Genomic DNA, 24,642 nt, shown 5'->3' on the forward strand with positions numbered 1-24,642 from the left:
AGCCGCAGGGCGCGGCATTGCGATGGAGTGACTGTGCCTAGAGGGGCACAAATTAATAAGGCCCGCGAATGCTGGCCCTATTAAGAGATTTAGTTGGATGTCTCTAATTTTGAAAGAGAGTCTTCAACTCGTGCGGGGAACTCGCAATGGTTGGCAATCTTTGCAACATCCGACATCGTAAAAATTGCAGGTAGCTCAAAAAATTGAGTGTCAGTGAGGCTATAGCACTCACGCTCACCATCAGGACCAGCTGACGCAATAAAAAGCATGCTGATGATCGTGTCGTAATGCTCCGTGCTGTTTTTCTTCAACCAATTTTCTAAGGTGACAACGTCAGCCTCCCCTTCCCATGGAACTACGTAGCTGATATCCATTAGTACCGCAGGCTTTTGATCAAATTTCCGCAGCCCATGAAGATCGGATAATTTGTCAGCAAGATGCCTGATATGCCGCTCATGCAGCTTGTCCAACGTCCACTCTGCAGTAAGAAGGCGCACTACACGCACCATAAAGTCTGCCAAACTTAGAAGCTTCTCAGGACTCAGCTCCAGCATTTTTTCAGTTGCATCCCTATGGGCGATTTGCAAGCCTCCTTGCTCATCAACGGAGAACTGCCAGCGGTGCGTAACCGTGTTTCTGTACTCATACAGATTTTTATACAGAGCGAAAAATACATCGTGTAGCCACGAAAGTTCCTGGAAAAGCGGCGGCATCTTCACAGCCACATCAGTCCGTTTCAACTGTTCAAGCTTCTCGCGATACTGATTCGTTTTCTTTAGAGGAGGCGTATTTTTTTTAAGAATCCATTCGACTAAACAGTCCGCCAGCTTGACAACAACATTAAATATCAATGGGCTTCCATGTCTCAAGAAACCAGGACGCCAGTCCCACATATCCACCGAGAAAGAGGCATAGCGAAAAACCTTAGGCTCGGCTCCACGATAGTGAACCACGGCATCGTCTGGAGTACCCATCGCCGTTTGTCGGTGAAAGAGACCATACACCTGCTCCAATAGAGCAACCTCATATGCCAGTTGCTCTTTGAGATTTTTCTGCGCTTCTTGGTTGTAGATGGTCATTTTTCCTAAGGTGGTTACGTTAAAAGTTAAATTTCCGGATTTGACAGCAGCCATCTGCAATGTCAACACGTTTAAACCAACTTTAAACAAGCGCACAGCGCATTTTTTCTAATTTCGGGTATCTGCGCCTAGCAGATCAGTTTTTAAAGCCGCCTACCCCCATCTAATCACTCCGTCCTCCTTCCCGCCCGCTTCGCATCCTGATCGAGCGCCGCCTTTCGCCCATCGAGTTGCAGCTCGCGCTCTGTGAATGGCTTGGCCCCTGGCGTCATCACCTTCCAACCCTTCATCCACGGTATTGAAATACACCCGCAGTGAATAATCTGCTCGACGGGGGCCTTTGGATCATGTGGGCACCGCATCAGGTCAATGCCACCGCCAGGATTCGGCACCTTGAAGGGCTTGCTGGCTTCCACGACTTGGCCGTCGATGATGTCGTGGTTCCAGCGGCTGTGGACCTTGCCGCTGCGTCGCCACTGTTTGCCCAGACCTGGCACAAGCGGCTCGGCCTGCACCAGGCGCTCATTCGATGCCACCGCAAAGGCGCGGCTGACTTCAGTGCGCACGATGGTCGCGGCCCGCCTGGGCGAATCGGCACCCAGAATCTTTTGCACAGACTGAATGGCCTGAAACGGCTTCTGCGCTCCAATGGTGACCTGGCCCAGCTGCTGCCCGATCTTGCGGGCCGCTTCGCTGCCAACATCCTTGAGCCGCAGCGAGCCAAAGGCCTTCATCTGTTTAAGCACGCCCACATCAAGCTGGGCCAGGCGCAACTCCACGTTGTGACCAATGGTGGCCAGGGGTTTGTCGATGAAGTCCTCGCCCATATTCCAGGCATCCTGCATGCGCAGCTCAAACAAAGCCCCAGCGTGACTGGTTGCCCCGGAAAGGACATCCTCAATCTGCCCCAATAGCCGGGAGAGCTGCCACTGCTGCCAGTCGGCGGGCAGCCCTGCCAGCGTGACCAGGATCTGGTTGCGGGCATCACTGAGCAGCTGCAGCGCCTGGGTTTCACCGGCCAGCAGCAGCCTGGCGCGTTCGCGCAAGCGCAAGGCCAACTCAGCTTCAAACGCCTTGTCGGGCTTCTGGCCTGCCTGTTCTGCACCCTTCTTGCTCTTGAGCATGGCTAGACTGCCACCTCCGCCCGCGCCGCAGCCAGGTCAGCAGGCAGATTGGTGAACAGGTCTGCGGCATCTCTCTTAGCCTTGCGTCCACCCGCTTCCTTGCGGGCGGCCTCCAGCTCGGTCTTGGCATCAAAGTCCTGGCCAAAGCGCTGAGCCACGTCAGCGACGATCTTGAGCGCCGTCTCTTCCGTCATCAACCCGGCCTCAATCATTTGCACAACTGCCGAGACCAGCGTCTGCATCGCGCTGGCAAACTTGGTGATATCTCGATTGAGCAGCTCGGGGAAGACCGCCGTCACCTGCCATTCATCCTCCGACCACTCTGGTGTGACGCCATGGGTGCGTGCATTGCAAAGCAGCACAAAGCGTCCGATTTCCTCCAGCATGATTTTCAGGAACGACTGGCGCATGCTGTACATCTTGAAGGTTGGCTCGCCCATTTCCGAGGCTGCAGCGCGGTTCACGTCACCGCCGCCGCCAAACCAGTGCTCAGGCGTGGTGCTGCCGCCCAGCACATGATTGCGCAGCAGGCGGGCGCTTTCACTGGTATCCGCAGCTTGTAGCGTGGGGCTCTTGGCCGTCAGGGATACGCTGTCGTTATGGACAAAGGTGCTGTTGGGTCCAGGTGGGGTAAAGGTTTTTTCATATTCCTTGACCCTGGCGTCGTCTGCACCCTTGAGTTCCACATCCCAGACAAAGGAGCGCAGATAGCCAATGCGGTCCAGCTCATTGAAAAGGAACTCGTCGTAGGCATCTAGCCAGTCCATCTGGCCCAGCAGGTCCGAGCGGCCACGGCTGCCATTGGGAAACTTGTTGAGCTGATAGAGCAGACATTCACCATCTGTAAATTCTTCGGCACGGATGCGGCAGGTGTTCTCGCTGAACAGGTCCGAATCCTCGCCCAGGACGATGACCTTGTACTTGTGCTGCTTGCCCCGGTTGTCACGCTTGGTGATCACGCCAATGGCCTGCTCGGGGTTGCCGGGGTCGTTGACCACCGTGGCGATCTGGCGTGGGTCCAGGTAGCCCAGGCGCACAAAGCCGTCGCCATCGCGCACATTGGCGATATAGCATTGCTCGCCCAGCAGGCCCAGGGCACGCACGCGGCCCTGCAGCTTGAGCGGCCAGTTGTTGATGGGATCGGACCAGAACTTGTTGAGCTGCGCCTGGTGCTCTTCATCCTTGCACTGCAAAGACACGCCCTCGGCCAGCAAATAAGCAAGTGGCAGCTCTGTCAGGCGGTTGGCCAGCAGATTGCTCTGCCACAGATATTCGGCCAACTTCTGCATGCGATCCTGGGCCATGGGTGCCAGATCGCGGTCGTTCATGGCTTCCAGACCGCCGCTGAGCCTGCGCCAGCCTTCATCGCTATCGCCCTGAACACTGGCAGCCTCACGCATGGGTTGAGCTGGTGGCGCGGGTGCTTCTGTCGCAGCTGTCTGGCCCATGCCCAAAGCACTTTTAAATCGTTGAGTCCACGACATGCCTCAACCCTCCAACTGCATTTCTGCGCCGACCAGAGCGCAGGCCATCAGGCCATGCTCGTTATGCAAAGCGACGATCTCGCGCAGCTTGGCCGCTGCCTGCTCGATCCCCTCGCGGTCGGCCTCGGGCAGGTCCGCAATCGTGCCCTTGATCAATAGCAGCGTTGCTTTATCTTCAGTCATTGGTCACCTGCTCTTTCTAAACATTCGTGCGGCCTGGCGTGCGTAGCGCTCGCGGGCGGTCTGGGCCTGATGGTGGTTGCCGCCCTGAGTGGCTGCTGCGATGCCGCCCGTGACGGCCAGCATGTAAAGCATCTGGACCATGTCGGGGCCGTCGTCGTGGTCGGCCTTAGGAAAATGCCTGAACTGGTCTATCAGCGTGGTCTGGCTGCTGTGCACACGGATCAGGCCGTTATGCATATGAGGCTGGAGGCTTTCGATGCGCAGCAGCTTGTCGCTGATGGGCAAGAGCGGACGAGCTGGTACCGGGATGCCCTGCTGGGCGCTGCGCTTGACCAGTTCGGTGCGCAGGAATTCCTGGAACTGCACGGATTCGAAGCCCCAGACAATGCAGCAGTACTCGCGCTGCATCTCGATGACGTCGCTGATGATGCGATCGGGCACGCGCTTGCGGATGGCAGCCTCGACCACATCCATGATGCCGGTCTCGCGGTTGTAGCCACCGATGCCGATGGCGCTGGGGTCGCGGCTATTGCCCGCCTTGCCCAGACTGGGGTCGCATGCGCCGTAGAACACCCACTCTGCCAGGCGGTTGACCCAGAAGCGGATGGAGTTGGCAAACGGCGCATCTTCCCCGGCGGTCGGATCGTTTTGCTGTTCGGAGTCAAAGGCCGAGTGCCCTTCACGGGCGCGGCGGATCATCAGCTTGACCAAGGGGCGCAGCGCTGGCCAGGAGACTTTGCTGCCCTTGTCCATCTCCGCTTGGTGCTCTCTATATAGAGCCATGGCTGCGGCCTCGCCCTCCTGGGGCGTTTCGGCATTGAGCAAAAAGCCTTCAAACTGCTCCCACAGGTCCATGCGCTCAGGCCACTGGATGATGGCTTTAAAGACCTTGCGATTCCACAGCGGGTTCTTGAGAAAGCGGGCCAGCACGCTGTCGTAGTGCAGCACGGTGCCGACCAGGATGGCGTCCATGGAGTCGTCGGGCGGTCCCAGCGACAGCACGCTCTTGGTCACAAAAGCCTGCAGCTTGTCGCGCTGGGCCGGGGTGTTGACGTTCTCGTCGTTCTCGATGTCGTCGCAAATCGCCAGATCCGGGCGGTGCGCGCCGTGGCGGCGGCCCCGGATCTTCTTGCTGGAGCCGAATGCTTCGACCTTGCGACCATTGGCCGTCACGATCACACCGGCCCGCCAGACACGGCCCTGCCCGCAGGCTTCAGGAAAGTCGTTGGCAATGCGCGGGTTGGCCTCCAGCTCTGCCTTGATGGCCTCCAGCATTTCTGCAGCCTGCTCAAAGGCGTCCATCACGATGATGGCGTACCACTTGGCCCCGGTGACCAGGCACCAGGACACAAAGCTCATGCTGATCTTGGTGGACTTGGCTTCACCACGCGGGGCCGCAATGGCGTCGCGCTGACCCGCCGCAGTGTTCACTATCTCAGGCAAGCGCTTGTAGAGGTACTTATGCAGCTCGCTAGGCTCGGCCCGCCCATAGTGAGGAAAATAGTTGCGGTCCCAATATTCATAGCCGTTGACCGGATCGCAGACCTTGCGGCGGCGCTCGGCAATGGCGGCAGGATTGGTGTCCCAGCCATCCAGGTTGGCGTCGATCTGTTTGCGCAGGTCATCGGCCAGCGCCGTCAGCCCCGCCAGAAAATCCTTGCTGTTCTTGGCCATGGCTATTTCACCTTGGCCAGCTCTTCGCCAAACGGCTCCAACATCTCGACCAGAGCGGCCAAGTGCTGCGGATAGCGCTGCTGGGCAAATGCGGCAAAGCGTTGAAGGATGTCCAGCTGCACCGCCTGGCGGTTCAGCTCAGGATTGAGGCGCTTGAAGCTGGACATGGTCTTGTTGAAGCTGTCGCTCATGCTGGCCAAGGTCTCGGCGCGATCGCGCGGCCCCATGTCCTTGGCCTCGCGTAGCAGATCCATGGTGGCCTGGTGCTGAATGAGGTAGTCCTCCAGCAGCTTGGCCGAGAGGTTCTTGAAGTTCTCATCGCCCATGGCCACGGCAGCTCGGGCGGTCTCCCAGTCATCGCCCTGCTCTGCCGCCTCCTGCTTCCAGCGGTTGCCGGTGCTGCGCGGCACGCCGAGCTTCTTGCAAGCGGCTTCCATGGCCATGCGCTGAAACACATACAGGCCACGCAGCTGGGTACGTTTTTCTTTGCCGTGCGCCATTAGTTCCCCAGGCCCCCGCCCCGAAAATAGGTCTTGATACCTTCGACGATTAAAGCCGTGCCGACTGCCACGGCACCGCCTGACACCGCGCCCGCGACCGCAGCCTTCTTCTCGACTTCGCGCAGCCGTGTATCAATGGAGTTGAGGCGCTGATCCACGCGTTCATCCAGCTCTTGAATGCGTTGGTCCTGGCGATTGAGATGCGCGGTAATGCCGTCGAGCTTGCCGTCGATCTTTCCCAGCAGCATCAGTTCGTCTTTTTCGAGTGACATGGTTCCTCTGTGTTTTTGTGGCGAGTTATGGGTGCAGCAGTTGCGACCGACAGGACGCATAGGCCGCATTAAGGGTTTCGATCTCCTGGATCACTCCTGCAAGGCGCGCAGAATTTGCTGCTGGAAGTAGCCCGTAGGCCGAGGCTGCGTCTGCAGCACCAGAGTCGGTGCTGGCGGCTTGCTCACCTGCGGAGCGACAACCACCTGCCCCACTGGCTGCGGGCTGGGAGACGATGCGCACCCGTACAGGGTGCTGCTCAAGCTCACCAGCAAGGCGAGCGATTTCTTGGACTGCCAGGGCATCGGTTTTTTCCTGCTGTTGGTATTGCTGATCCAGCCTGGCCTGGGCGGCATTGCGCTCGGCCGTCAGTCGCTCCAGCTCCGCCTCGGCGGTACGGTTCTGGGTGACAACGCCGTCCTGCAGCTGCTTTAACTCGGAAGTAGCAACTTGGGCCTTGGTTCTGAAGTGCTGCATGCCAAGGCCAAGCACTAGGCACAACAGCAAAGCCAGCGCCAGCAGCCCTGGGGCGATGGACTCCAGAAAGCGCTTCATGGCTGCGCCTTCCAGGTGCCGGTTGCAAAGTCGTAGTTCGCGCGGAGCAAAGCCACGCCCTGCAGACAATCGGAGCGCTCTTTTAAACGGCGGTTGTAGAGGCCCTGCACAAAGCGGTATTCCCATTCGCCCTTGGCATTGCGCCTGCCGGTCTTGGTGTAGCTCCAGACAGGCGTGCCGCCCGACGCATGGGCCAAGGCATCACAGGCCTCTTCATAGCGCTGGGTATTGAGCAAACCCATGGCGCGGCTGGCACAGGTCGATGGCTCGCCGTTGTTATGACCATGGCTAGAGAAGGCATCCAGAACGGGCTGGGTCACCGGCACCTTGATGCAGTCCAGCACCTTGGCCTGCCCCTTGGCCAGCACCTGACTACCCACGGTCATGCATTGCTCATCGGACCAGTAATCGCCCAGAACCACGGGCACCGGGCTAGCAGCCTTGGTCAGCCCCAGGCAGGCCGTGGGCAGGCCTGCAGCCAGCACATCTGCATAGACCACATTCTTGAATTGCGGCCTGCCATCGCGCCTGGCAGGACCGTCCTCGTAGCCCGAGATATAGGTGACATAAGCACCACCACCCAGCACGAGTGGGATGCCAAAGCGCAAAACTGTTTTACCGAGGGAGAGTGTGTTTGCCATGCCCTCGACTTTCGTGGGGCACGCTCAAACAAAAAAGGCCCGCAAATGCTGGCCTGAAATGAGGTGAAGTGGGCTATTACGTTATCACGCCAGACGCATTTTTCACGACTGAAGCCCATAATCTTTCATACCACTATGCCATCTTTACTGCAGATAAAGGTGCAATCTTGGGCTTCGGTTGCGCAGAAAGAATAGCTTTAGGAATCTCATAGTCATGGCCAACAAGCACTTTCTTCAGCAAAGCTGCAGCAGCATCTGAGTATTTTCGAGTCCTACTTGCAGCGGCTTTCCCAGTCTTAATCTCGACATGATAGAGATTATCAAATGACTTCATATTGAAACCTGTATCAGACTTTACCTGTTCTATCAGCTCGTTAACATGATACCAATGGCTCAATCCAAGCTGCTCTGCAAGCTGGGTTGCAGTGTATGGGTGCTGAGCGTTAGCCGCGCCGGGATCACCAATATTCGTAACACCAAATAGCCTACCGAATGTCTCCTCATTCGAAATGGCATGCTCTAGCGCTTCATAGTTCACTTGAACATTTTTAGTGGGTATATCCGTACGAATTAGGTGATGCATCCTGTTGGCGAGCGCCCTCAATGCTTTGAGGTTAACTCTCTCCATTGTGCCGCCCGCACCGAATGCTTCATAGACCCACCCAAAGTCACTAGCAGTAATACTCTTAATACGGACACTGATGCCATCGCCGACCTCAAGGACATGCTCCTTAGCTGGTAGCGTTGTAGCATCAACGGCATCATCCCACTGAAGAATATAAATGTTCGGTATTAAAGCAGATGTAGGTGTGAACATCCTGCTCATGTCATAGAGAATATTCTTTATATTTTGATCAGTAGCGCTGTAGCCTATAAACAATAGTGGGTGCTCAGCAAAATAAGTTAGCAGCTTAGCGCTAAGATATTTTTTATCGCGATTAAATACGTCATAGTCTTCGCTAGTGAGAACAATCGAGTTAGGCTCACTGACGGAACCATGAATTTTAAAAATTTCACCAGCGACTAGTGATGATTGGCGAAATACACTCTGCCCAACTATAACCTCATAATGAGGAAAAAGCCCCTCGATAAGCGCATCATAGTTTGTTGTGATAATTGCATGGGGCCCAAGTTTCTTTAAAACATCAATTTCATCCTGTAAAGGCTTGGCGATCCCTTCAAGATTTAACCCATTGAGTAATTCAGAAGCCTTATATTTTATATAAGCGTCTCGCGGAACATTTGTTGCAAAAAGCTCTGCTGGGAAATTCTCCTTCCCCTCTTTGCTCCAAGCCCATTCAAAATACTCATTTGCAAATAATGATCCCACCTTTGTTAAATCGTTATCATATTTCTGCTTGAAATATGCAAAATCACGATCAATTCGAGGGCAGGCATCAGCTAATAGGGTTAACAATGCTTCCCAATTAGGCCCCTTCGCATACCGCCTAGCAAAACCGCTGCCAATGAACAAGATTGGCTGGCACTGTAGTCCCTGCAATGTCTCTACGACATCTGCCCTGACCTCTTCTTGGTACTGAGCATAGTTAGTCATTCCCCCCCCTTTTTCTATTTGATGAACATAGCAACTCTAGCAGCCCGCCCATGGGTGAATCCATCACCCAACTTCACTCCGTGCCGCAATGTGTAGGAACTGAGTACTGCTGCTAACGTTCTATTGAATTGAAGCAGCTATCAGACGGCTTAAGCTCATATTTCTCCACCATGCCAAACAACACGGCCAGTGATGCGCAACCGGTTGGCTGACTCTCCCTCAAGGGTCTGAACCGGGTAGTCCGGGTTATAGCTGATCACTCTTACCCCACCTGTACTGAAGTCCCGCTGCAGCAACTTTACGTAGTCTTCGCCTTCGAGCTCAATCACATAAACGCCATCGTGCGCCAAAGCATTGATCGAAGTGTCAACCAGCAGAATATCGCCATCATTGATGCGATCGGACATTGAGTTGCCACGCACTCTGACAATCTTTGCGTTATTACGATTCAGCCCTTTAGATCGGAGCCAAGAGGTGCGGAAGGCTAGACGTCCCAGAACTTCCTGATCGCCATTGGTCGCTCCATTTCCAGCACTCATGCAAGCGTCCAGCACTTCGATCTGAGTGAACTCACCATCATCTTGATAGCCCTGTATCGACCCTGCTCGACTTTCCGCACCAGCCTGTGCACTGAAGTGCTCAACCGTACGACCTGAGTGCCTTGCAGCTCTAAGTAGCTGCTTCACAGGTACTTCACCCCGCTTGCGCCAAGTCCTGACCGTTTCAGGTTGAACCTCCATCAAGGCCATCCACCCTGGCCCCAACGCATCTGCAATGCGAGCAACGACTTCATCTACCGATGGCAACAGGGTGCTTTGAGGATTTTTTTGCATATAGCTATTGACTGCGTTTCGTTTTGAACCAAGAATACGGTTCAACTTGAAACGTTTCCTTTTGAACCAATAGCGTAGCAGCAAATGCATCCAGAACAAATTAAAGCTGAGATCCGTATGCGGGGAACGACACCAGCTGCGATGGCCGATCAGTTGAGTCTTTCACGCATGACCGTTAGCAATGTCATTCATGGTCGCTCAACTTCGCGACGTGTTGCAGACGCCATTGCCCATCTGATTGAGCAGCCCGTCAACCACATCTGGCCCGGTCAATACGAACCACATCGCATGAACAAGTTGAAACGCGAGGTGCAGAAATGAAACCTCGCCTCAAGCTAACTAGCGACGGGCATCTGGTCGTACTCGCCTGTGGACGGAATCCGTGGGGAGAGATCAGTGCTCGCAAATACATTCAAGAGCACTACGGCTCGCTCCAGGGCTTCGCAAGCCGATATCAGCTTTCATACAACGCCGTTTGCACAGCGTTGCGCCCAATCTACCGGCCAGAACGAATGGCCGGCAAAGTTGCTGAGGTTCGTGCAGTACTAGGCCTCATTTCACAACCCACAGCTCAAGCGCTGCGCGTTGCCCGCAAGCAGGAGCACCGCAAATGACTTGGCTAACAGCCCGAGAGATCGCGGGCCTGCCCTGCTTTGTCATGTCTGAGCGAGCAACGCGTGACAAGTTGACCCGCTTGAGCATTCAACATCGCCCACGTCCTGGTCGTCAGGGTGGTGGAGGCATGGAATACGACTGCTCTGCTCTTCCTGAAGAGACCCGCGCTGCCATAACTGCCCGAACGATTCAGGCCGCTGGCGCGAGGGCGCTTGAAGTGGCGGACACGCCTCCTGTTCGCAGCTTTTTGCCGCCTACCCCCACCGCTTCAGTCCCCAGCACCATCAGCCGTGTGCCCAGCCAAGCAGAGAAAGATGTGGCCGACGCCCGCGTGCGCTTGGTCAACCTGGTGCTTGAGTTGGTGCCCCTGCATGGCCTGCGCCGAGCATGCCAGTTGCTGGCCGCACGCATCATCACAGGCGAAGCTGGAGCCGAAGCTCAGAACATTGCACGTCAAGCGAACCAACGCGCTCGCGGTGGCGAGGTCAGCGCCCGCTCGCTGGAGCGCTGGGTGGGCATGCATCGCAGCAACGGCTGGTTTGGACTCTTGCCCGCTGCTCCCCAGTCTGAATCGGCACCGCAAGTTGATGACGATGTCGCTGCAGTGCTTGGCCTATTCCATAGCAAGGATCACCGCTTTCGCAAGCTGAGCGGCGCAGCCAAAGAAGTCACCCGCATGCTGGGTCGCGACTTCGATGAATGGCGCAAGCTGTATCACCGTGCCCGGCGCGTGCTGGACAAGCTGGGCCAATCTGCCGAGGCCAGCGTTGCCCTGATCAAGTCTCGCCATACCGGCGCACAGCGCGACACCAGGCTGCCGTTTAAGCGCCGCGACACATCCATGCTGGCTTTTGCCGATGTGTTTGTGATCGACGGACACACCTTTAAAGCCAAGGTTCGCCACCCGGACCATGGTGCCCCATTCGCGCCAGAGTTGACGGTGGTGCTGGATGCCGCCACTCGCCTGATCGTGGGCTGGTCTGTCAATCTTTCCGAGAACGTGATTGCGGTGGGCGATGCCCTGCGCCACGCAGTTGGTCAGTACGGCATCCCTGCCATTCTCTATGGCGACAACGGTGCGGGAGAAACCGCCAAAGCTATGGATTGCCCGATCGACGGCATCTGTGCACGCCTTGGCATCGATCACCGCCTTGGCCTACCGGGCAAGCCGCAAGGGCACGGAATCATTGAGCGCAGCTGGCAGACCCACGCCATCAACGCTGCGCGCAAGTTCGGGAGCTTTCAGGGCAGCGACGTGGATGCAGGCACCTTCCGCAAGGTGGCAGCAGTCCTGGCCAAGGAACAGCGCGCCATCAAGCGCTCGGAGCAGACCGGAGAGGTCATCGCGCTCACTCCCAAGGCTCCGACCTGGAAGCAGTTCGTGGACGGCATCGAAGTGATGGTCCACGAATACAACACGCAGCACCGCCATCGTGGTCTGCCCAAGCGCACAGACGGCAAGCACCCGACGCCCATGGAAGCATTCGACGCCTGCTTTGACCCTGCTCTGCAGGAGAAGCCTTCGGAGCTGGAGCTGCGCACCTTGTTCATGCCCAGCGTGATCCGCACCGCCAAGCGCGGTCAGGTCCAGTTCTTCAATCAGCTCTACCAAGCACCTGACCTGATGCGCCGCGATATCGATGGCCGCGAAGTCAGCGTGCGCTACGACATTCACAACCCGAACTATGTGTTGATTTACACGCTGGGCGGTGAGTTCGTCTGCGAGGCCCAATGGGATGCCAACCGCATCGACTACTTCCCCAAGCCCGTCATTCAGATGGCTCGCGAAAAACGCGTCGCCCAGGCCGTCAAGCGCCGCGAGCTGCAGATCGACACCGCCCTGCGCGAGCTGGGTCCAGCCTTGGACACCACACCCCTTTCCCTGCCGGAGCCCAGCACCCCGTTTGTCACGGTGCCCTCCTTCGTGGAGACACCTGTCTCCGCCATCAACTCTCCCTCCACGGAAGTGGCTGCGCAAGCAGCTACTAGCAGGCCTTTCTTCAACGGACCGAGCGAGCGCTACGAGTGGCTCATGCGCAACCAAGACCAATGGACAGAAGCAGACGGCAAATGGCTGCGCAACTACACGGCATCGGAGAGCTATGCAGATCTACGCGATTACTACGAGGGGCGGGGATTGGGATGGAACGACGCGGGCAATGAGCCCGGTTTGAAGAGTGCTCTGTGACGGCGGCAACCGTCACAGAGCGTGCCAGAGATTTTTTGAGAAATACGAGCAGGAGAAATGTACTGTGAAACGAGGCTTTGTCAAAACTGAAAACTTTAAGCGCTTGTCCGAAGCCCAGAAGCTGGTGGAAAAGCGCGGTGCTCGCGAGGCAAGCCTGGTGCTGGTCCAGGGCCGTTATGGCATTGGCAAGTCCGAGCTGACCGAGCGCTGGGCAGCCGATAGCGGCTGGGTGTTTGTGCGCGCCAAGAGCACCTGGACCAAGCGCGCCATGCTCGATGAGCTGGCCGAGCGCATGGGCCTGGCCAAGACCGGACGCAACACCGAGGTGCAGTCGCGCATCATAGGCAAGCTGGCGGTCGAGATGGTCCCTGTGATCATCGACGAGGCCGACTTCCTGGTGGGCACCACTGCCAGCCTGCTGGAGTTGATCCGCGACATCACCGATCTGACCGGCACCATGTGCTTTCTGGTCGGCATGGAGCACTTCCCCATGAAGGTGGCGCGCTTCGGCCACATCGCCAGCCGGGTGGCCAAGGTGGTGGAGCTGCAACCGATATCGCTCGCAGACGTCAAGGCCACGGTCGCAGCCAAGGCTGAAGTCGAGATTGCCGACGAGGTCCTGCCCGAGATGCTGGCCCAAGCGGAAGGCCGCATGCGGCTGCTGCTCAACGCCATTGCCAACCTTGAGGCCTGGGCAGATGCCAACGGCTGGACCAAGGTCACGCTGGAGCAAATCAAGGGCTTGCCCATGTGCCCTGAGTTCAACGGCAAGCCGCTGGGCCGCAAAGGGGTCAGGCCATGACGACCGCCTCGGTGAAGCCTTACGGCTGGTTCATGCCTGCCACCCTGATCGCTCTGGGTCGCTATACCGCCCATGCAGCGCAGCCCTTCACAGTGGCCGAGCTGCAGAAGATCGTGCCCGAACTGACAGAGGGTAAGGACGCTCGCAGGGCCTGCAAGCTGCTGGAGCAGCGCAGGCTGGCTGTTCCCTGCCCTACCCAACGATTTGCCTGGGAGCTGACCCCTGCAGGCGTCCAGACCTGTAAAGCAGCTCTGTATGCGTCGCTGGCGGAAGGCAAATGCAAGCCCGCGATGATGCGCCCCAACAAGCTCACGGTCGCTGATCAGATCTCTGCTCGCCTGTGGAATCTCTTGCGCATCCGCAATGTTCTGACCAGCGTCGACGCAGTGTCGGTACTGGCCAATGCCGGCGACAACACGGTCTATTTACAGGCTGTCATCGGTCGCCTGCTCAGGGCTTGGAGCGAGGCCTGCCCCGATGCGGTAGAGGTCAGCAAGAAGCGGGTCAATGGTGCATTGCGCTACGTCCTCAAACGTGACATCGGACCTCAAGCACCTGTGCTGGCAAAGGCCAGGAAGGTGATTGCATGAAGCCCGGCTACATGACAGAGCCTTGGTTCGCAATTCTCCTCGAGCGTGCGCAGCGCCCAGAGTCCGTGCGAGCACGCATCGCTCGCCAGCTCGGCATCAGCGCAGCTGCCCTGAGCCAGGTGCTCAATGCGAGTGGTTGCTACGGAAACGGCACGGCCAAGACGGATCGCATCGCTGAGAAGGTGATCCACACCTTTGGTCGCTACACCTGCCCACACCTCACAGCGGAGGCTAGTGGCGATGACCAGGTCATCACCGCAGAGCAATGCCGCGCCTTTGCCCACCGTGATGCACCCACATCCAGCCCCCGCGACATGCAGCACTGGCAAGCCTGCCGCCAATGCAGCCACCGGGAGGCCAGCGCTCCACCCGTGCCTCGCGCACTGCAGATCAGAGGTGGCCGCAAGGTCATCCCCATCACCCCTATCCAGGAGGTCAGCCATGCATCACCTCGTTAAAGACGGCTGCCTGCCCTTGGTGATTGGCCTTGCGCTGCCCATGACCGAGGCCGACTACCACCGCCCTCCCCTGGGCTGGATCAAACGCCGCGCCAGGAGGCTGATGCGCGCTTACAGCATCGACCGCCGCTATGCCATCGCCTGCGCGGCAGACGACTACTCCGACTTCACCCATATGCACCGCGAACGTCTCTCTCAACTTCTCAAAGGAGGCCAACACCATGCCTAAACCACTCAATAAAGCCAGCGTGGTCGCTCAGGAATCTCTCAATTACGTGCGCTTGCCTTTGCCGCATCAGGAGCAGCTTGGCCTGCCCCTCCAAGAAAAGCTGGCTCTGACGTTCTTCATTTTTGTGCTGCTGATGGCTTTGAGCTTCTTCATCGCCGCCATCCATGGATATGTCGAGATGCGCGGGGTATGGCCATGAGTCAAGCACCGCAGCCAAACCCGCAGGCTCAAGCGCTGGCGGCAGAGCTATACGCGGTGCAGCAAGGGCGCACGCTGTCCTCTGGATTGGTACTCGCTGCACTCGACCTGCTGCGCAACCAGATCACCAAACGCTGCGCCAGACGTGGCTACGTCGACCCGGCCTTGATCGACCTTGAGGAACGCACCCGACAGGCTGCACCACCACCCCAAGAAATCCGCCAACGCATTCAACAAATCACAGGAAGAAAGGCCTCGCGACCATGAACGCAGAAGAACAGAAATCCATCCCGGTCCTCGTATTCAGTCACTAACTGCTAACAAAAGACAACCATGGCAACAAGAATCAAAGCCCAAGCGCAAAACAACGTCCCCCAAAGCAAGAACGACTGCGCAGACATGATCCGCCTGCTGGGCGACCTTCAGCGCGAGTTTGAACGCCGTCGAGGCGATATGAATGACGCTATTGCGGAGATTACCCAGGAGCACCAGCCTCATCTCGAAGCCACTGCCGCCCGCATCAAGGCTATGCAGGAAGGCGTCCAGGCTTGGTGCGAAGCCCATCGAGTAGAGCTGTGCGGCATAGACGACAAGCTGGGCAAAACCGCCAACTTTGTCACCGGCTCCGTGTCCTGGCGTCAACGCCCACCCAGCGTTTCTATCCGCGGTGCGGAGGCGGTGATGGAGACGCTGGAACGCATGGGTCTGACCCGTTTTGTGCGCAACAAGCCCGAGATCAACAAGGAAGCCATCCTCAACGAAACCGATGCCGTGCGCGGCATTGCCGGTATCAAGATCGTCACGGGTGTCGAGGACTTCATCGTGCAACCGTTTGAAGCCAAGGCGGAGGTTTAAACATGGTGCGCAACGCGACGATTTCTGACGTTGCGCGCTCCGTCGCCTCGTGCGATGGCGCGGCAACGCTCAATAAAGAACAGATCCAGCAGATCGTGGACTTCACTCTGCGCAAGGTCATTGGCTTCAATTGCCTGGATGACAGCACTTTGCACATCGACCTGGACAACGGGCACTGCTTGGTCTGTTCTGTGAAGCGGCCCATTGGCCCCACTGACGTTTAAGGAGCCCTCATGAATCAGAAAGGACGGGGCGTGACATGGAGTGCAGTGGAGATTACGAGTCTGCGCGCTCTATATGGAACGTCAAGCACAGCTTCCATCGCTCAGAAGCTTGGCCGAACTTGCGCAGCTGTCGCTCAAAAAGCGGCATCGCTGGGGATGAACGCAACGCGTAAAGCAAATATCAACTGGACGCCCGATACAGACCAGCTCATTCAAAACTTGTACGCGGAGTACACCGCTCGGCAAATCGCTACGCAACTGGGCTTGCACGTTTTCAACGTCAAGGGCCGGATCAAACGCCTTGGTTTGAAAAAGCCCGATCCAACAACACCACGAAACCGCCAAGGAATTCAATCGTGTACGCAATGGACCACCACAGACGACCAGCTGATTCGGGATCATTACAAGACGATGCCCAGCGGGGTTCTGGCGCAGCAGCTAAAGAGATCGGTGAACGCGCTGCACATGCGGGCGTACAGACTGAAAATTTCCAAGGAAACGAAGCCGATTCCTATTGGAGGGGAGCGTCGGAACTCCAAGGGGTTGCTGCTTCGCAAGATCTCCAACACGGGCAATCAACACCGCGATTACAAGCGTGTGGATGTGATCGAGTGGGAGCAGAAGAATGGCCCGCTGCCCAAGGGAATGATTCTCGTGGTGGTCAATCCATACATGCCGCGAACACCGGACAACATGCAGCCGCTCACGGCGCAGCAACTGACAGCCCGTATATCCGGACAAGAAATCTGCCCGGAGCTCAAAGAGCTATTTCTCTTGCAGCGTCAGCTGATGAAGTCGTTAAAGCCAGCATCGACGAAGCCAAAGCAAGGCTGCGCCAACTCCTGATCACCGTTCACGCGAATAAGCATGAACTGAGTGACGAGCGCAAGAAAGCCATTTTGGCAAGCACCTGCACGGTCGTGGAATCTATCAGGTCACAGATTGAACATCGCGCCGTCACACGAGAAGAGAACCAATTTTTAAAGCCGAAAGGAGGTTCGACATGACAGTCCGCAACATCGAAAAACTCCGCGAGATTCTTTTTAATCAGCTGGAATCTCTTTCCAATCCTAAGCAAGACGTTGATCTGGACCGTTCCAAGCTGATCAATGAAACGGCTCAACTCATCGTAAATACCGCCAAGGTGGAAGTGGAGCATGCAAAGGTCTTGAAGGGTGCACTCACCCTGCCTTTTATCGAAGGCCAGGAAAGCGTGCAGGAGCGACCTTATAAGGCGATCCCCGCCAAAAATCCATCACAGCCTGGTGATGCAGAGACGGTGTCGGCTTCAAAAACCAGCGACGCAGACAAGGTTCTGCACGGGAATGCGGGCCATCCCTGGAGAGGCATGGGGACTTGGAAGGCAGTTAAAGCATGACAAGCCAACGCCGATTCCGCGCCTATACATCCCCAGTCAACGATGCAGCTCAACGGCGACGCGAACTGGGCCATATTCACCAGGGCCGCACTGCCTTGGGCTGGAGCGAGGACGACTACCGTTTTCACCTTCATAACCAGACAGGCCAATCAAGCGCTGCGGATCTGGATGCCGCAGGCCGCGCCAAGGTGCTCGCGCATATGGCCAAGCTCGGTTTTACGCCCAAAGCCAGGGCATTCAAACCATTCGGCCAGCCAGAAAAAATCAAGTGGCTCTGGAAAAAGCTCGGCGAAGCCGGAGGTCTGCGTGATGGTAGCGACGCTGCACTGCTTGCTTTTATTGCCCGCACCACAAGCACCGCGATTTCCGATGTGAAGTTTCTCCCCACTGCGCAGGCATCCAAAGTGATTGAAGCTCTGAAGTCAATGCTGGATCGCGCGAAAACTGCTCAAAACCGTCCATAAAACAATTAAGAGAGTTCCTTATGAATACCGCCAATCATTCAGTAGGCGCAGGTACTGTTACTGCATCCGTTACACCGATTACGCCTTTAACAGGCGCCAAAGTCATTCATGCGATTGCACGGATGGAGTCAACCATTCAGCGCATGACACAACGCCAGCCGCATGTGAAATATGTGTTCGACCGTTTGTGGGAAGAAGTTCAGGAAGGTCGCACCGAGCTTGTCCAAATCACCAAGCGCCTCCAGGATCTCGAAAGTCAGGGGTGAAATGACCGATACAATTTCAGTCCCCATAGATCTCCTGCCGCCGCTGCTGCGGGACTTTGAGCGCCTGATCGGCCTGCGGGCCACCATGGCACTCGTACAACGCTGGGGTGGGCTACGGGTATATTTTCCGACGCCGGAAAGGGTCACACCCGACCACCCCTATGCCAAAGTGATCGGCATAGAAGCACTGTTAAAACTGGCAAGTGAATATGGCCGTCTTCCACACTTCCAGCTGCCCAAGGCCGAGAGAGCCCTTCAGGCAGTGCGCAATGCACGAATTGCAGCGGCCTATGCGACAAACAAAACGGCTCGTGAGATTGCTGCCGAATATGGCCTCACAGAGGGACAGGTGGTGCGAATTGTGGCCACGCTGGGAGTGACAGCACCACCCGATCGAAGACAGCGAGCACTCTTCTAAAACTGCCTAGTACCAATTGAAAAGCCCGACCTTTATCTAGATTGGGCTTTTTCTATCTGTAAAATATTTAAAATCAGTAAAATCCAATAATTCAAAATTATTTTTAAATTAGTATCAAAAATATTTACATCACACAATTTCTTTAAAATTAATCAGTTCACCCTGTATTCATTGAAAAGCTAAAAAATCACAGAATCTTGATACTTCTCACGTGCCTTTGACTCAAGCCCAAGATTTTCCAAAGCATAACCAATCACCACTGCTTGTAGCGAAATTAAAATTCGAAGCAAATTTCTCATTTCGATTTTATGTAGTATTTTTTTTGGACGGCCAACGTGTGCTATATCATTTCTTAAATCAGAAATATTCTCTCCAATATTTAATTTTGTGCACTGGAGTAAAGTAATCAGCAACTGAAGCAGATTATCACTGGAGTACTTTAGCACACCATACTCAAACCGCTTCTTGTATTCAGCTTCCTCCTTTACAGAAATGCCTTCGAGCTGAGTAATTGAAAGCACTATATTCCCATAGATAGAATTATCAGAAAAAACACCAACCTTATTTTGTAAAAATGAAGCAGTTGTTGAGTATTGATCCTTTTGATCAATCCAATTCGGTATGATTTCTTCCAGATTAACATCATTATTATTTAGAGGAAGATTGTAGTGATTCCTTTCTAATTGAGCATGCTTTAGCACATCTTTATTACATACAGAAAAAGGAAATATCACCATAGAAACTGGTTTTTCTTTCTCATCCCTGGCAATAGCGAGAAATTTAGCAACCCTCGCAGGTTCAAATGTCAGCATGGAGAATAAATCCGCAACAGATTTAATCTCACTATAGGCATCTGCAATGCTCAACTCTTCCGGCGGAATAAAACGCAAGATGTAATCCAGCGATTTTTTTATATACGGATTAAAACCAGGATTATTTGCACGAAATTCCTTATAAATCTCCTGCAATTTATTCAAGGCATCATTATCATCCGAGTGAAAATGGGCTCTAATATCATCGCCCGCAAATTCAAAACTTCCTAGATGTGAAACCTTAAAATTCCCAACGCTTGACTCTGCATTCACAATATCACATTTTTTGAATGGAATTCTATTTTTCGAACCTTTGGACACAAAGAACTCTTGAGTTCCAGAAATATCGAATTCAAAGCTATCGAACGTGACTTTTTCATCAAAATGATGGCCAAAAATAACGTAGCGGAAGGGATGCCCCGAAGATTGCCAGTAAGCCAATCCATTTTTCATGGTGAACCCATGGCTTTCACAACTAAATCTCCCTACCAGTGTCAATGGCTCCCCCTTAGATGTATGACCAAGTAGAAAATCACAAAATAAATCTTGATAATCCAAATCCATTGGAAAAGCAAATTCCAGATGGAGCCCGTCAGTTGGCGAGTAACTCAATTTACCAGCGAATGATTTATCTGGGAAGCCTGGAGGAAAGAATGTACCAGTCCATTCTTGATCAATCAGAAGATTTGAATCTATTTTTGCCACAATATCATCCCTCTTTAATTATTCAGTTCAGCGCATTTATGCGGATTTGAATACCAAATTCTACGTGTCTAGTCCCTACGTCAGCTTGACGAGCGTCTCATTTAGAGCTGTCTTAGTCCATCATGACGCAGAATTGAATTTTTCAGTGAACACCGGCTAACGTGTCATGAAAAACATGAGTATGCATTCCACGGAGGTTATGTGCTTCCGACCTTGCGCTAGGTCGGATGTCTGAGCCCCATAGGGAAATTGCCGCTATCTACTTGATTTTTATAGTACCACCAAGGTTAGAAGCCGCCATAGCTTCCAACCTCGAAACTTCCAACCTTAGAGCAGGGCTCCCAAGCGTTCATCAGAGCGCAAAGTAAGCGTTGAGCCTTGCGTAGCAAAGGATTCGGGCTTTATGCCCAGCGAACTATACAAGCCCAGGAATCGACCGTTCTGCCTGTTTTCTCCCCTTAGATTGCCCATTTCGTGCCAAACGAGTCGCAAAGCCTCTGGAGCCCAGAATCAGCCGTAACCCCGCGCCAACATTGGGAAACCCAACACTTCTATCGCCCCCCCCTCAGTGCCAAAGCGATCACTCCCCCACTCAAACTTGCGCTGCCTTTGGCACACACTAGCCCAAACAAAAGCCCCTCTCAAGGGGCTTTCGCTTTTTTTTAAAGACCACCGTGACAGTGCGCTCGCCAGCGCCACCCACTGTCACACCTACGCAGTAGCTGCTGCAGCATGAATCATGCAATGTGTTGCATCTATCGGTTGAATCCACAACCAAAAGCAGTCATCAATGTGCTATTTTTTATATAGAACGTCACATCCTATAGGATGTCAACGAAACAACTCTGAAATTTTCATTTTTATGCGCGCCAATGGCTTTGCCGTTGTTCCAACATTTCTAGTTTTAGGCCCGCCACTGGGTGCAATTGTTTTTTGGTTTTTAACCTTGGGAATCGATTTGCTTATGAGTGGAGCATTCGACCCACAAGCATGGCGTGGTGCCCAGAAATTGTTAAGTATTTACGTAATTAACAGCTATTTTTTAGGACTCTTGCCAGCGGCGGCAGCTAGTGCCTGCTACCTCGTGGGGGGACATCGAAATTGGTCTTTTCTTATCATTGTTGGTACAACCGGCCTAACAGGACTCATAGTTGCAAGCCTTGTGCCAATAAGCACTGGAGAGCTTGACGAGGTTGGTTTAAGCATGACTGCGGCAGGTGCTGCATCAGCGTTGCTTGTATCTCTCTGTTTTGAATGCTTCCGAAGCTTGAAAACTCGCTGACGTAGCTCCTTGAGTGACTGCAAAGGGTTGTTCTGAGAAGGTCGCCTACCGGCCGATTCTGTTGAAAAACTCCCTAGCACCTCCTTGAATCATGTTTTTGGGGGTGCCTTACCCCTTCCCACATGTGAGATCGCCGCTCCTAGAGCGATCTGAGAGGTCGATTTTCCGACCGACGTAGGATGCTCAACAGCTTTCGAGTTTTTCAACAGAATCGGCCAGGAGCAGACACCCAAGAACAGCAGGCTTTGCATATAGAAGCTGTAGCTTGCGATGATCTAACTCATCATTACTAAGCGAGGAATCCTCAGCCGCATCGCAAGACGTGGTGTTGAAAGCAGCGAGAAACTGGGCAAGTATCGCTGGGTCGTGGAGCGAGCCCATGGTTGGTTTTCAGGCTTGGGAAAGCTGCGCGTTCGCTTTGAGAGGCGACAGGACATACATCTCGCCTTACTCAAATTGGCGGCAGCAATTATCTGTGCATGCTTCGTTGACCGGTTGTGTTAGATGGTATGGAAGCCTCCCTCCCGAGAGGCTTGTGCTCTGCACCAATCAGGGCCAAGGTGTGAAGTCTTACTGCACAGGAGACTGTCATGGACCATACCGTTATTGCGGTTGACACTGCCAAGAAGGTGTTCCAGTTGCACTGGGTGGAGCACGATACGGGCAGCATAGAACGGCTGCAACTCAAGCGGGCGCGCTTGCCGATGCAGCCCAACGCCTGCCAGCGATGTTGATGGAGAGTCTGAACGAGCAAGTGCGCCGCATTGCCCAACTGAGCCAGGATATCAATCAGATTCGAACACAGGCTTGCCCAGCAACTGCGTGAGTCCCCGCACTGCCAGAGCGTTGCTCAGATACCGGGCATTGGCCTGCTCACCGCGACCGCAGTTGTTGCCAGCATGGGCAATGCCCAGGCGTTCAAAGACGCGAGAGAGTTCTCAGCGTGGGTCGGATTGGTGCCACGCCAAAGCGGCACAGGTGGCCGAGTGCGGCAAATGGGCATCAGCAAACGTGGGGACGCATATCTGCGAACGCTGTTGATGCACGCGGCGAGATCTGTTGTGCTTAAAAGCCACGAGGCGTCCGCATGGCCGTGGCTGCAAGCGTTGCTCAAACGCAGGCCCTACAACGTAGTGGTTGCGGCAGTTGCCAACAAGCTGGCCAGGACCATCTGGGCCGTGCTTGCCAAAGGGCAAGCGTGGAATGCGCAAGCTTGGCAGGGCGCGCACTGAAGAAGCTGAGTTACCTATTTTTTCTTGTTAAAAGTCTCCGTGTGGAGAATGGATCTTGATCCAGGCTAATATTCTTTGAATTTTTATATGCAATACAATTTTCTTGATTCAAATAAAACCCTGGATTACGATAAAGAAAACGCGTATGTGGAATATATCCATTATCAACCAAAGAACGCATTTTATCCAGCATCGAATTCAATTTATACGTTAAATCCTCTACCAGCGAAGGATTTGAATTTTCCATTTCGCGCATTTTTAAAATTTGGAAAAAATCAACTTCCAAAGCATCTTCTTGCAAAGAAGTTTTCGAGAAAAAAATAACTGAATCTTGAGGATTATAAAATTTACCGAATCCTACATCTATTTTGAATTCGTATTGATAATTCTCTCTAGCCATCTCCCTCACAATATTTTCCATATTATCTATGCCATTTCTATATCGTGGTATTGCTACGTAGCTATATTTTGCAGAGGATCCATCCTTGAGACAACACAACTCCAGATTCTCGCCAGATACCAAGCGATAGCCATCAGCACCCATCTGTCCAAGGTAGGAAACAATATCTTTAGCAACCATGGCAGGAGAGTTATCTCCTATAACCCTATACTGATAGTCATATATTTCCGGATATAGAACATCCTTAACAAAAAACATCTCTTCTTCATGATCACGCCCAGATTCAGTACTAGTGAAATATGTTACAAAACTCCCTATAGATCGATAACCCGATGCACCATACTCATTCAATTGATAAATTTTATCTTCTTTTGAATTATTCGCGGGAGATCTGACATAATCATATTTATTCTTTGGAAATTTTTCATTCCTGAAAAATATAGCCATTTCCTCAACATAATAATATGAACTGTAACCGTCAAGCATCCTCAAAAACTCAAAGCCTCCGTTCCCATTTTCTTTAAGAATCTCAAAAAATTCATTGAAATTAATATATGAATTCCCTAAATAAGAGGTGCCTGTTAATTCTGTTTGCATCTCCACTTCCGTGTAACGTGCAACCCTCGGGATTTTGACTATCTCTACCGGCTCCACCGGAACAGGATTTTCTGGAGTCGTGATCTCTTCAGTAGATCCTCCACCTCCACCACATCCAACCAGCAACCCTAAAATACCCAAACCGGCAGTACGTCGATCTATATTTTTAGAAAACATAATTTACCTCTAATTTTATGTCTATAAATATGCAAACAATAAAAATCATCACTTCATTGAAATTAGGTGTTGATTTTCAAAAACCTTGCACGACTTCTTACGGCATCGTTAGAAACATTCTATTTTTTACTCCGCTGCACGGAGTAAAACCATGTAAGGCCTCCTCGAAGCTATTTACAACTATATTACACATACTGAATTTATGGAAATACACCTGAAAAGGTGTGACCAAAATTCTAAAAAATCTGTCATGACTGGAATGCTCAGATTTCAAAGTTCTGCTGTTTCTAACTCTTATGGAAAGCCACGTCAAACGAACTCTCATCGCTGGGTCGTGGAGCAAGCCCACGGTGGGTTTGTAGGCTTTCGAAAGCTGCACGCTCGCTTTGAGAGACGCCTGGACCTACATCTCGCCTTACTCAAATTGGCGGCAGCAATCATCTGTGCTCGCTTCGTTGACCGCTTGTGGCGGTCGCTACAAGTGAGTATGCATTTGGAAGCGACTTTGCAGCGCTTGCTTCAGAGGTCAGAAAATCCTCTGCGGTGTTGCTGTTCTTGCTACAGGATGCTGTGATTTCTTTTCAAAATGGTGCCGCCTAAATTGGCGGCGATACTGCCAATCGCTTCAGACGAAGTCACCTTAAAAAAATGGGCTGTCGGCCCCAATCGCAAGTGATCAGTACGTACGGCGACGGCGGTATCACTCACCCTCTGGCCTTGTACCGCCTCGCATAATCAGTGATCTCTCTTTCAGTTGAACGACTGCAATGGGTCGTGTTGCGACAGTCAAGCTGCGCTGCCTTTGGCACAAATTTTAAATCTAGCTGAGCAATAGACGGCTTGTCTCATTTCCA

Annotated in this window: 30 protein-coding genes and 3 pseudogenes; 20 read left to right on the forward strand and 13 right to left on the reverse strand. The window is 53.7% G+C overall.

Features of this window, described 5'->3' with window-relative positions:
- Positions 1-89: 89 nt before the first annotated feature.
- From AC1RTQ_RS11250 to AC1RTQ_RS11300, 11 genes are all read right to left on the reverse strand, one after another.
- Positions 90-1,079 carry a hypothetical protein gene (locus AC1RTQ_RS11250; protein ID WP_492875744.1) on the reverse strand — a complete coding sequence of 330 codons (990 nt, stop codon included), beginning with the start codon at positions 1,077-1,079 and terminating at the stop codon, positions 90-92.
- A gap of 167 nt (positions 1,080-1,246) precedes the next feature.
- Positions 1,247-2,203 carry a hypothetical protein gene (locus AC1RTQ_RS11255; RefSeq protein WP_492875746.1) on the reverse strand — a complete coding sequence of 319 codons (957 nt, stop codon included), beginning with the start codon at positions 2,201-2,203 and terminating at the stop codon, positions 1,247-1,249.
- A gap of 2 nt (positions 2,204-2,205) precedes the next feature.
- Positions 2,206-3,603: a phage portal protein gene (locus tag AC1RTQ_RS11260; RefSeq protein WP_492875747.1), complete on the reverse strand. Its 1,398-nt coding sequence runs from the start codon at positions 3,601-3,603 to the stop codon at positions 2,206-2,208.
- Between the two features lie 87 nt (positions 3,604-3,690).
- A complete protein-coding gene (locus AC1RTQ_RS11265; RefSeq protein WP_492875749.1) occupies positions 3,691-3,870 on the reverse strand; it encodes a hypothetical protein in 180 nt (59 codons plus the stop codon).
- Positions 3,871-3,873: 3 nt separating this feature from the next.
- Positions 3,874-5,544 carry a phage terminase large subunit gene (gene terL / locus AC1RTQ_RS11270; RefSeq protein ID WP_492875751.1) on the reverse strand — a complete coding sequence of 557 codons (1,671 nt, stop codon included), beginning with the start codon at positions 5,542-5,544 and terminating at the stop codon, positions 3,874-3,876.
- A 2-nt stretch (positions 5,545-5,546) separates the two neighbouring features.
- A complete protein-coding gene (locus tag AC1RTQ_RS11275) occupies positions 5,547-6,044 on the reverse strand; it encodes a DUF1804 family protein (protein ID WP_148748004.1) in 498 nt (165 codons plus the stop codon).
- Positions 6,044-6,316, reverse strand: a complete 273-nt coding sequence (locus AC1RTQ_RS11280) for a hypothetical protein (protein ID WP_057092523.1) — start codon at positions 6,314-6,316, stop codon at positions 6,044-6,046. Before AC1RTQ_RS11280 ends, AC1RTQ_RS11275 begins: the two co-directional genes overlap by 1 nt.
- A 25-nt stretch (positions 6,317-6,341) precedes the next feature.
- Positions 6,342-6,869: a hypothetical protein gene (locus AC1RTQ_RS11285; RefSeq protein ID WP_492875754.1), complete on the reverse strand. Its 528-nt coding sequence runs from the start codon at positions 6,867-6,869 to the stop codon at positions 6,342-6,344.
- Positions 6,866-7,510 carry a lysozyme gene (locus AC1RTQ_RS11290; RefSeq protein WP_492875756.1) on the reverse strand — a complete coding sequence of 215 codons (645 nt, stop codon included), beginning with the start codon at positions 7,508-7,510 and terminating at the stop codon, positions 6,866-6,868. The genes AC1RTQ_RS11285 and AC1RTQ_RS11290 overlap by 4 nt, the downstream gene beginning before the upstream one ends.
- Positions 7,511-7,643: 133 nt before the next feature.
- Positions 7,644-9,065: an SIR2 family protein gene (locus tag AC1RTQ_RS11295; protein ID WP_492875758.1), complete on the reverse strand. Its 1,422-nt coding sequence runs from the start codon at positions 9,063-9,065 to the stop codon at positions 7,644-7,646.
- Positions 9,066-9,220: 155 nt separating this feature from the next.
- Positions 9,221-9,943, reverse strand: a complete 723-nt coding sequence (locus AC1RTQ_RS11300) for a S24 family peptidase (protein WP_492875760.1) — start codon at positions 9,941-9,943, stop codon at positions 9,221-9,223.
- 39 nt (positions 9,944-9,982) lie between these two features.
- Here AC1RTQ_RS11300 and AC1RTQ_RS11305 point away from each other — a divergent pair, with 39 nt between their 5' ends.
- From AC1RTQ_RS11305 to AC1RTQ_RS11375, 15 genes are all read left to right on the forward strand, one after another.
- Positions 9,983-10,219 carry a helix-turn-helix domain-containing protein gene (locus AC1RTQ_RS11305; RefSeq protein ID WP_492875762.1) on the forward strand — a complete coding sequence of 79 codons (237 nt, stop codon included), beginning with the start codon at positions 9,983-9,985 and terminating at the stop codon, positions 10,217-10,219.
- 289 nt (positions 10,220-10,508) lie between these two features.
- Complete coding sequence (locus tag AC1RTQ_RS11310; protein WP_492875764.1) at positions 10,509-12,701, forward strand: transposase; 2,193 nt, start codon at positions 10,509-10,511, stop codon at positions 12,699-12,701.
- Between the two features lie 103 nt (positions 12,702-12,804).
- Entirely contained in the window at positions 12,805-13,503 is a 699-nt protein-coding gene (locus AC1RTQ_RS11315) for an AAA family ATPase (protein WP_492875766.1), read from the forward strand.
- On the forward strand, positions 13,500-14,093 hold the full coding sequence (locus AC1RTQ_RS11320) for a hypothetical protein (RefSeq protein WP_492875768.1): 594 nt from the start codon (positions 13,500-13,502) through the stop codon (positions 14,091-14,093). The genes AC1RTQ_RS11315 and AC1RTQ_RS11320 overlap by 4 nt, the downstream gene beginning before the upstream one ends.
- On the forward strand, positions 14,090-14,551 hold the full coding sequence (locus AC1RTQ_RS11325; protein WP_275052897.1) for a hypothetical protein: 462 nt from the start codon (positions 14,090-14,092) through the stop codon (positions 14,549-14,551). Before AC1RTQ_RS11320 ends, AC1RTQ_RS11325 begins: the two co-directional genes overlap by 4 nt.
- Positions 14,535-14,780 (forward strand): hypothetical protein, encoded by a 246-nt coding sequence (locus AC1RTQ_RS11330; protein WP_492875770.1) that lies wholly within the window; start codon positions 14,535-14,537, stop codon positions 14,778-14,780. The genes AC1RTQ_RS11325 and AC1RTQ_RS11330 overlap by 17 nt, the downstream gene beginning before the upstream one ends.
- Positions 14,773-14,979, forward strand: a complete 207-nt coding sequence (locus tag AC1RTQ_RS11335) for a hypothetical protein (protein WP_492875771.1) — start codon at positions 14,773-14,775, stop codon at positions 14,977-14,979. The genes AC1RTQ_RS11330 and AC1RTQ_RS11335 overlap by 8 nt, the downstream gene beginning before the upstream one ends.
- Positions 14,970-15,245, forward strand: coding sequence for a hypothetical protein (locus tag AC1RTQ_RS11340; protein ID WP_492875773.1), 276 nt, complete (start codon positions 14,970-14,972; stop codon positions 15,243-15,245). Before AC1RTQ_RS11335 ends, AC1RTQ_RS11340 begins: the two co-directional genes overlap by 10 nt.
- Positions 15,246-15,311: 66 nt before the next feature.
- A complete protein-coding gene (locus AC1RTQ_RS11345) occupies positions 15,312-15,833 on the forward strand; it encodes a host-nuclease inhibitor Gam family protein (RefSeq protein ID WP_492875775.1) in 522 nt (173 codons plus the stop codon).
- Between the two features lie 2 nt (positions 15,834-15,835).
- On the forward strand, positions 15,836-16,057 hold the full coding sequence (locus tag AC1RTQ_RS11350; protein WP_492875777.1) for a hypothetical protein: 222 nt from the start codon (positions 15,836-15,838) through the stop codon (positions 16,055-16,057).
- 9 nt (positions 16,058-16,066) lie between these two features.
- Positions 16,067-16,903 (forward strand): hypothetical protein, encoded by an 837-nt coding sequence (locus AC1RTQ_RS11355; protein ID WP_492875779.1) that lies wholly within the window; start codon positions 16,067-16,069, stop codon positions 16,901-16,903.
- 157 nt (positions 16,904-17,060) lie between these two features.
- Entirely contained in the window at positions 17,061-17,435 is a 375-nt protein-coding gene (locus AC1RTQ_RS11360; protein ID WP_492875781.1) for a hypothetical protein, read from the forward strand.
- Entirely contained in the window at positions 17,432-17,899 is a 468-nt protein-coding gene (locus tag AC1RTQ_RS11365) for a regulatory protein GemA (protein ID WP_492875783.1), read from the forward strand. Before AC1RTQ_RS11360 ends, AC1RTQ_RS11365 begins: the two co-directional genes overlap by 4 nt.
- A 20-nt stretch (positions 17,900-17,919) precedes the next feature.
- Entirely contained in the window at positions 17,920-18,165 is a 246-nt protein-coding gene (locus AC1RTQ_RS11370) for a hypothetical protein (RefSeq protein WP_492875785.1), read from the forward strand.
- Between the two features lies 1 nt (position 18,166).
- Entirely contained in the window at positions 18,167-18,583 is a 417-nt protein-coding gene (locus AC1RTQ_RS11375; RefSeq protein ID WP_492875787.1) for a Mor transcription activator family protein, read from the forward strand.
- Between the two features lie 179 nt (positions 18,584-18,762).
- On the opposite strand, the gene AC1RTQ_RS11380 is transcribed toward AC1RTQ_RS11375, so the two are convergent.
- Positions 18,763-20,100, reverse strand: a complete 1,338-nt coding sequence (locus AC1RTQ_RS11380; protein ID WP_492875789.1) for an ApeA N-terminal domain 1-containing protein — start codon at positions 20,098-20,100, stop codon at positions 18,763-18,765.
- Positions 20,101-20,962: 862 nt separating this feature from the next.
- Between AC1RTQ_RS11380 and AC1RTQ_RS11385 the strand changes: the two genes are divergently transcribed.
- The 4 genes and pseudogenes from AC1RTQ_RS11385 to AC1RTQ_RS11400 all read left to right on the forward strand — a co-directional run.
- Positions 20,963-21,382 (forward strand): hypothetical protein, encoded by a 420-nt coding sequence (locus tag AC1RTQ_RS11385; protein WP_492875791.1) that lies wholly within the window; start codon positions 20,963-20,965, stop codon positions 21,380-21,382.
- A gap of 285 nt (positions 21,383-21,667) precedes the next feature.
- Positions 21,668-21,886: pseudogene (locus tag AC1RTQ_RS11390) on the forward strand (transposase); the annotation flags it as partial.
- A gap of 86 nt (positions 21,887-21,972) precedes the next feature.
- On the forward strand, positions 21,973-22,116 hold the full coding sequence (locus AC1RTQ_RS11395) for a hypothetical protein (protein WP_492875793.1): 144 nt from the start codon (positions 21,973-21,975) through the stop codon (positions 22,114-22,116).
- Positions 22,077-22,614 (forward strand): annotated as a pseudogene (locus AC1RTQ_RS11400) (IS110 family RNA-guided transposase); the annotation flags it as partial. The gene AC1RTQ_RS11395 and the pseudogene AC1RTQ_RS11400, both read left to right, overlap by 40 nt.
- Before the next feature lie 10 nt (positions 22,615-22,624).
- On the opposite strand, the gene AC1RTQ_RS11405 reads toward AC1RTQ_RS11400, so the two are convergent.
- A complete protein-coding gene (locus AC1RTQ_RS11405; protein ID WP_492875794.1) occupies positions 22,625-23,788 on the reverse strand; it encodes a hypothetical protein in 1,164 nt (387 codons plus the stop codon).
- 322 nt (positions 23,789-24,110) lie between these two features.
- Here AC1RTQ_RS11405 and AC1RTQ_RS11410 point away from each other — a divergent pair.
- Positions 24,111-24,251: pseudogene (locus AC1RTQ_RS11410) on the forward strand (IS5/IS1182 family transposase); the annotation flags it as partial.
- Between the last annotated feature and the right edge of the window lie 391 nt (positions 24,252-24,642).

Source organism: Comamonas sp. GW821-FHT11H03, assembly GCF_058807955.1.